Below are 11,920 nucleotides of genomic sequence, written 5' to 3'. Positions count from 1 at the left end.
TCATCCTAAATTTCGCAAATTGGAAGTCTTATGAATCATGTACAGTTTGATTTAATTGTTGTCGGTGCCGGAATTTTAGGTTTGTCCGCTGCTATACAGGCACAAGAGCAAGGCTTAAAAGTCTGTATCTTCGAGAAAAATGCCAAGCCTGTAGGTGCAACTCGACGTAATTTTGGCATGGTCGGAACATCGACATTAACCCATCCAGAACAACCGTGGCGAAAGTATGCACTTGAAACGCGCTCTTTTTACCAGCGTATTCAAGCTGAAACCGATATTTCATTTGAGCAAAGACAAGGCATATATCTGGCAAACACTGCACTTGAATGGCAGGTTTTAAATGAGTTTGCCGAGCGTGCAGGCCGGTACCAGATTCCGGTTCATCTGTTCAGCTATAAAGAACTCACCACACAATTTTCGTATTTGAATCCTGAGCAGCAGTTCCAAGGCGGCTTAATCTTTGAGGAAGATTATTCGATAGAGCCGCATGTGATCGGTCAGCGACTATTGGCATATGCACAAAGAAAAGGTGTAGAGATTTATACCAATGCGTGTGTAGTACAAACCAAATATCAGCAGGACAAGTGTCAGGTTCATCTGGCAAATGGTGAGATTTATTGGGCAAATAAAGTTTTGATCTGTCACGGTGAAGTGATCGATGTTTTATATCCAGAGTTGCTACAACGTTTGAACTTGAAACGCTGTGGCTTACAAATGGCGTTAACTCAACCATTTAAACAAAAATTAAATGCTTCTCTTTATTCAGGTTTATCGATTTCGCGCTATCCAGCCTTTGGGATTTGCCCAAGTCATGATGAGCTGATTAAAGCGTCACAACAAGGATTTGTTAAAGAATTTGGGATTCATATTCTGATTAAACAAAACGAATTTGGTGAACTGATTGTGGGTGATAGTCACGAATACCATCCGCTTGATGAAGCACCTCAATTTGAGCAACGCGAAGACATTAATCAATTTATTCAAGCCTACTGCCACGAAAAACTGGGGCTGACTTTACCTCCAATTCAAAAGCGTTGGAATGGTTATTACCTCACCCATGAACATGAGCTGGCCTGTGTTACTGAAGCTGAAAAGAACATCTTTCTGGTGAGTGCAATTGCTGGCAAAGGCATGACCACAGGGGCTGGATTTATGAAAGAAATATTAGAACAAAATATTTACTAGTTTGTCATCTGGTTTAAACCAGATTGGTGTATATTGAAATTAACGTGAACGAAACGAGCAATCTTATGAACATGCAACCACAAATCGATATGGATTTAGAAAACAAATATCTGCTTTTGACACCAGGTCCATTATCAACTTCTGCGACGGTCCGCCGTGCTATGCAAAAAGACTGGTGTACTTGGGATCAAGAATATAATTCGCTTGTACAAGATATCCGCTCTCGACTGGTCAACTTGGCAACCAGTCAACCTGAAACATATACGGCTGTGTTAATGCAAGGCAGTGGCAGTTTTGCGGTGGAGTCTGTGCTGGGTTCGGCTATTCCACGTGATGGCAAAATCTTGATTATTAATAATGGCGCTTATGGTGCACGTATGGTGCAAATGGCGCGTTGCCTAAATATTGAAGTGATAGAGCTGAACTATTTAGAAACCCAAACACCAGATTTACAAGAGATTGAACGTGTTTTACAAGATCAAACTATTAGCCATGTTGCTTGTGTGCACTGTGAAACCACCACGGGAATTTTAAACCCAATTCAAGACATTGGTCGTTTAGTTAAATCGGCAGGAAAAATCTGGATTGTAGATGCGATGAGTTCATTTGGCGGTGTGCCTATGGATATCGCGGAGCTTGAAATAGATTTTCTGATTTCAAGTGCGAATAAATGTATTCAAGGTGTGCCGGGCTTTGGTTTCATTTTGGCGAAACGTGATTGCCTAGAAGCGTGTAAAGGTTTGGCACGTTCGGTCAGCCTCGATTTATATGACCAGTGGAATACTATGGAGCAGCATAACGGTAAATGGCGCTTTACCTCGCCAACCCATGTAGTACGTGCATTTTACCAAGCCTTGCTTGAGCTTGAGGCAGAGGGCGGAGTTGCTGCACGTTATCAACGTTATTTACAAAACCAGCAAACCTTATCTCAAGGTATGCAACAGCTTGGTTTTGAATTGGTATTAGGCAATCAAGCACCCCAATCACCAATTATCACAACATTCCTTTACCCGACAGTTGAAACATTTAGCTTTCAGACCTTTTACGAAACCTTGAAAAAATCAGGCTACGTGATTTATCCGGGCAAAGTCACCGATCTTAACTGTTTCCGTATTGGCAATATTGGCGAAGTTTATGTTCAAGACATTGAAGGACTTCTTGCTGCAATTGCCAGCTACTGCAAGAACCATCTACAGAACGCTGTAACAGCATAGTTTTTAAATCATTTAAATTAAAGGTTAAACATCATGAAGATGAACAATACACAAATTCAGGCTGTTGTTTTTGACTGGGCTGGCACAACAGTAGATTTTGGTTCACGCGCACCAATTTTGGCTTTTATGGCTTTATTTAAAGACAATAAAGTTGAAATTACGATTGAAGAAGCTCGTGCGCCAATGGGTTTGGAAAAACGCGACCATATAGCTGCCGTTTTAAAAATGCCGCGCGTAGCAGCAGCATGGCAGGAGGTATATGGGCAGCCTGCAACAGAGGCAGATATTGACCGTTTATATAAAGACTTTATTCCTTACCAATTAAAATCGATTCCTACATGTTCTGCTTTAATTCCGGGTGCATTGGCGACTTTTGAAAATATTAAAGGCCGCGGTGCAAAAATTGGCAGTAACACAGGTTATGCATCAATGATGATTGGGCGATTGGTTAAAGATGCTGCCGATCAGGGCTATCGACCGGACTGTATCGTTACTGCCAGTGATGTGAAATTTGGTCGTCCATATCCTGAAATGTTATGGAAAAACTTAATTCAACTTGATGTATCAGACATCAAAACTGTTGTAAAAGTGGATGATACCGTGGTGGGTATTGATGAAGGTTTAAATGCGGGATGCTGGACTGTAGGACTGGCGATTAGCGGTAATGAAGTCGGTTTAAGCTATGAAGAGTGGAGTGCTTTATCGACTGATGAACAGATTGTGCTAAAAGATAAGGCCTATCGAAAAATGAATGCTTCGGGTGCTCACTATGTGATTGATAGTGTCGCAGACTTGCCAAATGTACTCGATGATATTGAACGCCGTTTGGGGCAGGGTGAACGACCTTGAACAAAGTTTAGGTCTATATCTTTTTAAGCTTAGCTCCCTTGGGAGCTAAGCTTACCTAAAAAATTAAAATGAAGAGTAATAAACTCTACATACGTGGAAATAAGGAGCAACCTTACGGATTAAACTCCTATTTTCCTCTAACTATCTAAACATATGCTCCAATAGTTAGTTTCATCACCACATATAGATATATGTAATGAATCTCTTTACGACTTTTGTGGGTCGTATATTTTTTCTTTAATGAATAGAGCAGGGATCACACCACAAATCAGGTAAGCTGCACCCATCACGACAAAACCTAAACCAATTGAGCCGCCGGATGCTAAGAAGCCGATAGTTGCAGGAGCTAATGCCGCGCCTAAACGTCCAACATTATAAGCGCCGCCAATGGCTGTACCGCGAATAGCTGTCGCAAAACTTTCGGTCATATAGGTTGCATTTACGCCATAAGGGATGCCATAGAGGAAACCAAAGGTGATGAGTAAATAGAGAATGTTGCTTGGCGAGTTATAAAAAACAATTAGTGGTAAGAAAATAGCAGTACCGATTGCACCGAATGCATAGGTAAAGCGACGTCCTAATTTATCAGCCATCATGCCTGCAAGGACTTTACCTAAAATCATGGCGGTATATGTACCTACCATATAAGCTGTCATTTCTTTGAACTTCATACCCAGTTCACTTTCTAGATATGACGGCATCCAGTTATTTACACCATAGTAGCCAAACTGTAAAAACCCTGCTGTTAATGCCCACAAGATAAACATATTACGGTTTCGTTTATCTTGGAAAATAAGCTTAAATGCTGAAGTTTTTGGAGCGTTTTGCGCCAAAACCGGTTGTTGTAGTCGAGACTTTTGCCATGCTTCTGGTTCGGGTACCAGAATATGCATGAGAACAGCAATAACGACGGGAATAATGGCAACATAAAACAACATACGCCAGCCATGATCAGGAATAATCCAACCTGCAAGTAAAGTCGCAACAATATATCCAACAGTCCAGCCAGCTTGTAAGGTTCCAAGGACTGTTGTGCGGTAACGTGTTGGTACATATTCGGCCATGAGGGTATTACAGGCGATATAGAGTGAACCCAAACCCAGTGACGCAAAAAATCTTAAAATACCAAACTGAAGAAAGCTTTGAGTAAAACCTAAGCCACAGGTGAGAAGTGAGAAAATTAAAATAGAAATAACCACAATGCGCACACGACCAAATTTATCGCATGCCCATCCCCCAAAAATGCCACCAACAGCCATACCTGCTAATGTAAAACTGCCAAGCATACCTGCTTGTACTGAACTTAATCCAAAATCTGCCTTAATACTATTTAAGCTATAAGACAGTAGCATCAAATCTGCACCATCTACCAATAGGGCCAGAAAGGCAAAAATGAATGCTATTTTCCACGTATGAGGTTGTATACGAGAAAGACCTTCTTTGTAATTTGTAGCCATAATCCATTACCTACATTTGATAAAAAGCACTTCAAGTCGTTTTAAAGTGCTTAAAATTTGATTAAGACGCAGCGCGAATCATGTTTCGGGCAATAATCACTTGTTGAATTTGAGTGGTCCCTTCATAGAGACGGAACAAACGAACATCTCGATAAAAACGTTCAATGGCATATTCACTGATGTAACCTGCACCGCCGTGAATCTGTACACAGCGATCGGCGACACGACCACACATTTCGGTCGCAAACATTTTTGCGCATGAAGCTTCAGTGCTAACGTTATGTCCGGCATCGCGTAGGCGTGCAGCGTCTAAGACCATACATTTAGCGGCATAAATTTCAGCTTTTGAGTCGGCAAGCATGGCTTGAATGAGTTGAAATTCGGCAATAGGTTGTCCAAACTGCTTGCGTTCGATGGCGTAATTTAAAGAGTCGTCTAGCATTCTGGTGGCTGCGCCAACACTTAAAGCAGCAATATGCAAACGGCCTTTATCGAGCACTTTCATGGCCGTTTTAAAACCAACACCTTCCACGCCACCAATGAGTGCTGAGGCAGGAATACGACAATTTTCAAAAATCACATCACAGGTATGGGCACCTTTTTGACCCATTTTTTTATCGCGTTTACCAAGTGAAATGCCTAGGGTTTGACTGTCGACAATAAACGCAGAAATACCACTAGCACCTTTAATATCAGAATTTGTACGTGCCATGACTGTAAATACGCCAGCATGGGGTGCATTGGTAATAAAGCGTTTAGTACCGTTTAACACATAAAAATCGCCATCTTTTACTGCACTGGTTTTTAAAGAGGCTGCGTCCGAGCCTGCGTCTGGTTCGGTTAAACAAAAAGAACTGATCACTTCGCCACGCGCTAAACGTGGCAAGAAAAATGATTTTTGTGCTTCCGTCCCGTCAATAATCAGGCCACTTGAACCAATACCATTATTGGTTCCAATCAGAGAGCGAAAAGCAGGAGAGGTACGACCTAATTCAAAAGCGACATAGACCTCTTCTTCCATTGTTAGGCCAAGACCTTCGTACTCTTCAGGAATGGTTAAACCAAATAATCCCAGCGCTTTCATTTGTTCAACGATATGTTGAGGAATTTCATCCGTTTCAGCGACTTCATTCTCATGAGGAATTAATACACCTTCAACAAATTGCCGAATCATATCAACAAGTTGATCTAAGGTTTCCTGATCTCGAATCATAGTCTCGTCCTTTTACTACATGCAAAAAACATCAATGTGATGTTTGTAAAATCATCAATATTTGAAGCGATAGTAATCAAAGGAAGAGCGTAAAACAATATATTTTGAAAATTAATTTCGCAATGCGATACTTTGTTGTTGTTTTATGTTTGTCTAATTTATTGATTTATTTAAGCTATATTTTCTTATAAAAAATCATTATTTTTAGTGGAAAATTAAAGTTTGATTTTTAAAATGAGCTGTGTATATTAAAAATATATATCGCTATGCGAAATTTTAAATGGATAAATTTTCCAATAGGAAATGAGTCACAAAATATAGTGGGATGAAGATGGGTGCTTTAAATGGAATTCGGGTACTTGACTTAAGTCGGGTATTGGCTGGACCTTGGTGTGGGCAGATTCTCGCCGATTTAGGTGCAGAAGTAATCAAGATTGAAAGACCGAAAGTCGGTGACGATACTCGTTCTTGGGGGCCGCCTTGGATGAAAAATGACTCAGGCCAAGACACTCAAGAAGCCGCTTATTACCAGTCCACTAACCGCAATAAGTTATCGGTTGCCATCGATATTGCCAGTTCTGATGGCCAAGAACTAATTAAAGCCCTTATTCAAGACACCGATGTCGTGATTGAAAACTACAAAGCAGGTTCTTTGAAAAAATACGGTTTGGATTACGAGTCTTTATCTGAGATTAACCCTAAACTGGTGTATTGCTCGATTACAGGCTTTGGTCAAACGGGCCCAAGAGCAGAAGAACCCGGTTATGACTTTATTATTCAAGGCATGGGCGGCCTCATGTCAGTTACGGGTGAACGTGATGATTTGCCGGGTGGCGGTCCACAAAAAGTAGGGGTCGCATTTTCCGATTTAGCCACAGGTCTTTATTCTACGATTGCCATACAAGCTGCTTTACTCAACCGCCATGTAACGGGTTTAGGCCAATACATTGATATGGCTTTGCTTGATGTTCAAATTGCCACAATGGCAAATCAGGGAATGAACTATCTTTCATCGGGTAATATCCCGAAGCGTTATGGCAATGCACATGCCAATATTGTGCCTTATCAGGTATTTAAAGCTTCTGATCGTGATTTTATTATCGCGTGTGGAAATGACACTCAGTTTATTCAGCTTTGTAGAAGTATTGGATTACCCGATTTACCAAATGATGCACGTTTTGCCCGAAATGCAGATCGAATCAAACACCGTGAGGAAATTATCGGGATTTTATCAAAACACTTTTTAACTAAAACGGCAGATGAATGGGTAGATGCAATCTACGCTGCTAAAGTTCCGGTTGGTGTGATTAATAATTTGGAACAAGCTTTCCAAGAGCCGCAAGTGATTGCTCGAGAAATGTTGGTCGAGATGAATCACCCGCAACGTGAAAAATTGAAGGTAATTGGGTCACCAATCAAACTCTCTAGAACACCTGTTGAGTACAAAACAGCACCTCCGTTGTTAGGAGAACATACTCAGGCGGTTTTAGGTCGAGTGATTTCTTCAGAAAAACTGGCTGAGTTGAAAGAAAAGGGCGTAATTGGATAAGTTGCTTAAAGCGGAAGGTTAAAATTATATTTAAAACAGAAAATAAAATATTTAACCTTTCGCTTTAATGAGTTAAATGAAGTTATCTTTTAGACGCAGACTAGGATGTTTGCTCTTTTGCTATTTATAGAAAAAATAGATTATAATTTTCGCAGTGCGAAACAAAATGTGGATTGGTATGACAATGAATGATGCAGTAGATGCAGAACCGACAGAAAAATTATTAGCGCCGTTAAGGCATGAATTATTACATCCGATTGAAGATATGCAGGATGAAAATGATCGCCAATTTATTACTGCATTAGCACGTGGTTTAGAGCTATTACGTTGTTTTACGCCTAAGCATCAGCATTTGGGCAACCAAGAGCTTGCTCAGATGACAGGTTTGCCAAAACCAACCATTACTCGCCTTACACATACCTTGTCGCGTTTGGGTTATATCAAACAAGTACCAAACTCAAGCAAATTCCAGCTTTCAGTGGGTGTTCTTGCATTTGGTTATTCCATGCTATCTAACGTGTCGATTCGCTCTATTGCTCATCCATATATGAAAAATTTGGCAGACTATGCTGGTGCTGCTGTTGCAATGGCAACACGCGATCGACTGAATATGATTTATCTTGATGTGGTACAAGGTAAAGGCAATATGACCATGCGCCGTCAAGTTGGAACCTATTTACCGATTCATTTAAGTTCGATGGGGCGTGCATGTTTAGCCGCAATGCCTGAAGATGAAAGAGAGTTTCTGTTAGATGCCATTCGTAGCAAACATAAAGAAGACTGGATCAAAATTAACCGTGATCTAGACAAAGCTTTTAAAGACTACCAAGATTTTGGATATTGTTTTTCGATCGGTGAATGGCATAAAGACGTGAACTCGGTTGCGGTTCCACTCATTCATGAGCAACATGGTTTACTGGTGTTTAACTGTGGCGGTCCAAGTTTTATTATGAACCGTGAAAAGCTTGAAGAAGATATCGCACCACGTCTTTTACATATGGTGAATAATATTCGCACCGAGATTAGCTAAACCAATCTGATTTACTTATAAAAGCCAGCTTTGCTTTCCAAGGCTGGCTTTTTAGTAGGCAAACTTTAAGCTGTTTGCTTGTGAAAGTTCGGTTTTCTTTTTTCTTTGAAAGCATTTAATGCTTCTTTAAACTCGGAACCTTGCAAACAATGTGAGAAAATAGTCGACTCATGATCAATACGATTGAGTAGATCATCAATTGGCATATCTCTTAGCAACTTTTTACTCAGCTGTAAGGCTTGGCTTGGTTTGTGAGCCAGTTTAGTTGCTACATCTTCAACGACTTGATCCAGCTCATTTGCCTCAAATATTTCATTCAATAAGCCATAATTCTTTGCTTGATCTGCCGAAAACTTTTCACCGAGCAAAATAATTTCTGAAGCGCGAGCAAAGCCCAATAGTCTTGGCAAGATATAACTTGAACCTGCTTCAGGTACTAGTCCCAAGTTTACAAATGGGAATTGGAAAATAGAGTTTTGGCTTGCATACACAAGGTCGCAATGTAGAAGCATGGTGCTGCCGATGCCAATGGCCACACCATTTACTTTGGCAATAATTGGTTTTGGAAAGGTTGCCAAGCTTTTTAAGAAAACAATAGAAGAAGGCGGTTCGGAACTGGTTGTATCGCGTGTTTCGAATGCGTTGACATCATTGCCACTGGTAAAAGCAGTTCCTTCACCAGTCAGTATAACCACGTGAACGTCTTGATTGGTTGCAGCTTCATTTAATGCCAGACTTAGAGCCGCATACATTTCATAGTTAATTGCATTTTTTTTGGTGGGATTGCTCATGATGAGCGTTAGTATATTTTTATCAAAAAACTGTTGAATTGAGCCTGTTTTAAGCACGTTTTGAGCTCTATTGTCCTGTTGCATCATTCATTCCTTTAAATTAACTATTTGAAAATTATTTGTTTCTTTTTTACGGAAACTCATACTTATTCAAATAACTTGCCGTCTAAAATTTAAACTTATTAAAACGATGCTATCGAAAAATAATTCCGTTATCAATTATTTTGTTTTATATTGTGGTATAAAATTTTGTATTGTGAAATTTTTACCTTAAATCACTTTAAATGATGATGGGATTTGTGCGTAAATAAGCATCTAGCTCTGCGAAGGAAATGAGAAGCTAGCTATAGAACAGTGAGTGGAAATAATATGAAGACCAAAATTACAGAACTATTTGAAATCGAGCATCCTATTATTCAAGGCGGTATGCATTATGTTGGTTTTGCAGAGCTGGCGGCTGCGGTTTCAAACGCGGGCGGTTTAGGCATTATCACTGGCCTGACTCAGCGTACGCCTGAAAATTTGGCAAAAGAAATTGCACGTTGCCGAGAAATGACCGATAAGCCTTTCGGGGTAAATTTAACCTTTTTGCCTACGGTGAATACTCCTGATTATCCGGGTTTTGTAGATGCAATTATTAAAGGTGGTGTAAAGATTGTAGAAACAGCAGGGCGGAATCCTGAACAAGTCATGCCGTATTTAAAAGCTGCTGGCATTAAAGTAATTCACAAATGTACTTCGGTTCGACATAGCTTAAAAGCTCAGCAAATTGGGTGCGATGCGGTTTCTGTAGATGGTTTCGAGTGCGGTGGTCACCCAGGCGAAGATGATGTGCCCAATATGATTTTATTGCCTTTAGCTGCCGATGCATTAGAAATCCCGTTTGTTGCCTCAGGTGGAATGGCAGATGGACGTTCACTCGCCGCTGCTTTAGCGATGGGAGCAGATGGAATTAATATGGGAACGCGCTTTATTGCGACTCAGGAAGCTCCCGTACACGCAAATGTAAAACAGGCGATTTTAAATGCAACCGAACGAGATACACGTTTAATTATGCGTGCGTTACGTAATACTGAACGTGTTATGAATAATGCTGCTGTAGAGAAAATCGTGGCAAAAGAAAAAGCACTCGGCGATAACATTAAATTCGAAGATATTATCGAAGAAGTTGCAGGTGTTTATCCAAAAGTCATGATTGATGGCAATGTTAATGCAGGTGCATGGTCATGCGGTTTGGTCGCAAGCTTGATTCATGATATTCCGACATGCGATGAACTGGTTAACCGAATTGTCAAAGAGGCAGAAGATATTATTCGCGGACGCTTATTAGGACTTTTATAGAATTATCCTAGCTTCTATAACTCATTGTTAGCCTAATTTATATACATCAGCACAAGTTTTAATTGTGCTGATTTTTTGCATCACGCACACAATAATAAAGACATAAAATGGCAAAAATTAAGCCTAAAATACAGACACCTGTCCATCCGAAGTGTTTCCAAGCATAGCTTCCTGCTGTTGTGCCTAATGCGCCGCCAGCAAAGTAACCTGTCATATAAATAGCATTAAACCGTGAGCGTAATTCTTGATTAAGTTTAAATACGATACTTTGGTTGGTGACATGAACAGCAGAAAGTGAAGCGTAGAGAATGAGTAAAGCAATAATATAAAAGGCGAAATGGTAGGCTAAAAGTGAAAAAAGAATCCAACTTAAAATAAGCCCGACGCCACAATAAATTGAAATTTTATGGATATGGCCTTGGTCAATAAATTTGCCTGAGAAATTGGCAACGAACGTCCCTAATACCCCAACAAAACTGAAAAGCCCGATGGTAAAATCGCTAAAAAAATAGGGCGCTGGAGCCAAAAGCAACGACATGGTGGTAAAGGTTAAACTCACACAAGCAAATGTAAAACCACCAATATAAGTTCTAGTTCTTAAACGTCGATTTTGAATAAAAATCTGCGGAAGCGAGCAGATGGTTTTTGCATAGTTTTCAGATTTAGTCGGTGGGAATAACCCGATGTTACGGTGCAAAATAAAGGCAATAATAAGTAATAGAAAACCACTGACCAGATAAATAATGTTCCAAGCAAAAAGCGTAGACATCAATCCTGATAGGGAACGGGCGAGTAAAACCCCCATCATGAGGCCGCTCAGTAAAAAACCAACCACACGGCCACTTTGTTGAATCGGAACTAGACTTGCAGCAAGAGGTAATAACAATTGAGCTGAACTGGAAAATAGACCAGTAATGACGGTACCAAGCAGTAAAAGATAAATATTGTGCGAAAAACCGCTAATAATTAATCCACTTGAAGCCAATAACATAAAGATAAATAGCAGTTTGCGCTTTTCTATTATGTCGCCCAATGGCATTAAAAAGAGTAAGCCACATGCGTAGGTGATTTGGGCTAGAGTTGGCACCCACGCTGTAGTTGTTTCGGTTAAATTTAGGCTTACACTAATTGAGTGAATAAGTGGCTGACTAAAATAGTTTCCACCTGTACAAATGCCTGCGGCAATCGCCATTAAAATAATGGTTGGGGTATAGAGTGCGTTTTTCATCATGCCTTAGTCATAATGAAAGTGGAACTTTAATCAACACAACCATGACTGTTTTAAGCAGGA

General features: G+C 40.2%; 10 protein-coding genes. 6 read left to right on the top strand and 4 right to left on the bottom strand.

The genetic code is table 11. The features are described from left to right. Window positions 1-30 precede the first annotated feature (30 nt). Genes POD11_RS00250 through phnX form a run of 3 tightly spaced genes read left to right on the top strand, consistent with a single transcriptional unit; the run spans window position 31 to window position 3,248 of the window. On the top strand, window positions 31-1,185 hold the full coding sequence (locus POD11_RS00250; RefSeq protein ID WP_262455899.1) for a TIGR03364 family FAD-dependent oxidoreductase: 1,155 nt from the start codon (window positions 31-33) through the stop codon (window positions 1,183-1,185). A 26-nt stretch (window positions 1,186-1,211) separates the two neighbouring features. Further along, entirely contained in the window at window positions 1,212-2,399 is a 1,188-nt protein-coding gene (gene phnW, locus POD11_RS00245; RefSeq protein ID WP_262456276.1) for a 2-aminoethylphosphonate--pyruvate transaminase, read from the top strand. Window positions 2,400-2,432: 33 nt separating this feature from the next. After that, on the top strand, window positions 2,433-3,248 hold the full coding sequence (phnX, locus tag POD11_RS00240) for a phosphonoacetaldehyde hydrolase (protein WP_262455898.1): 816 nt from the start codon (window positions 2,433-2,435) through the stop codon (window positions 3,246-3,248). A gap of 206 nt (window positions 3,249-3,454) precedes the next feature. Here the strand turns inward: phnX and POD11_RS00235 are convergent, their stop codons facing one another. Continuing rightward, on the bottom strand, window positions 3,455-4,705 hold the full coding sequence (locus POD11_RS00235; protein WP_062849363.1) for an MFS transporter: 1,251 nt from the start codon (window positions 4,703-4,705) through the stop codon (window positions 3,455-3,457). A 61-nt stretch (window positions 4,706-4,766) separates the two neighbouring features. Continuing rightward, window positions 4,767-5,918 (bottom strand): acyl-CoA dehydrogenase family protein, encoded by a 1,152-nt coding sequence (locus POD11_RS00230; RefSeq protein WP_262455897.1) that lies wholly within the window; start codon window positions 5,916-5,918, stop codon window positions 4,767-4,769. Window positions 5,919-6,249: 331 nt separating this feature from the next. On the opposite strand from POD11_RS00230, the gene POD11_RS00225 reads away from it, so the two are divergent. Together POD11_RS00225 and POD11_RS00220 are read left to right on the top strand one after the other, a co-directional pair. Beyond that, on the top strand, window positions 6,250-7,467 hold the full coding sequence (locus POD11_RS00225) for a CaiB/BaiF CoA transferase family protein (RefSeq protein ID WP_262455896.1): 1,218 nt from the start codon (window positions 6,250-6,252) through the stop codon (window positions 7,465-7,467). A gap of 184 nt (window positions 7,468-7,651) precedes the next feature. After that, complete coding sequence (locus POD11_RS00220; protein ID WP_013198245.1) at window positions 7,652-8,497, top strand: IclR family transcriptional regulator; 846 nt, start codon at window positions 7,652-7,654, stop codon at window positions 8,495-8,497. Between the two features lie 65 nt (window positions 8,498-8,562). Here POD11_RS00220 and POD11_RS00215 read toward each other — a convergent pair whose 3' ends face one another. Beyond that, window positions 8,563-9,372: an enoyl-CoA hydratase gene (locus POD11_RS00215; protein ID WP_262455895.1), complete on the bottom strand. Its 810-nt coding sequence runs from the start codon at window positions 9,370-9,372 to the stop codon at window positions 8,563-8,565. A gap of 285 nt (window positions 9,373-9,657) precedes the next feature. Between POD11_RS00215 and POD11_RS00210 the strand changes: the two genes are divergently transcribed. Beyond that, a complete protein-coding gene (locus POD11_RS00210) occupies window positions 9,658-10,629 on the top strand; it encodes an NAD(P)H-dependent flavin oxidoreductase (RefSeq protein ID WP_239976097.1) in 972 nt (323 codons plus the stop codon). 58 nt (window positions 10,630-10,687) lie between these two features. Here the strand turns inward: POD11_RS00210 and POD11_RS00205 are convergent, their stop codons facing one another. After that, a complete protein-coding gene (locus tag POD11_RS00205; protein ID WP_262455894.1) occupies window positions 10,688-11,860 on the bottom strand; it encodes an MFS transporter in 1,173 nt (390 codons plus the stop codon). Between the last annotated feature and the right edge of the window lie 60 nt (window positions 11,861-11,920).

Source organism: Acinetobacter sp. P1(2023) (assembly GCF_028367635.1).
Taxonomy (GTDB): domain Bacteria; phylum Pseudomonadota; class Gammaproteobacteria; order Pseudomonadales; family Moraxellaceae; genus Acinetobacter; species Acinetobacter pittii_E.
Note: the sequence above shows the minus strand (reverse complement) of the source record. Positions and strands in the feature narration are given on the sequence as shown.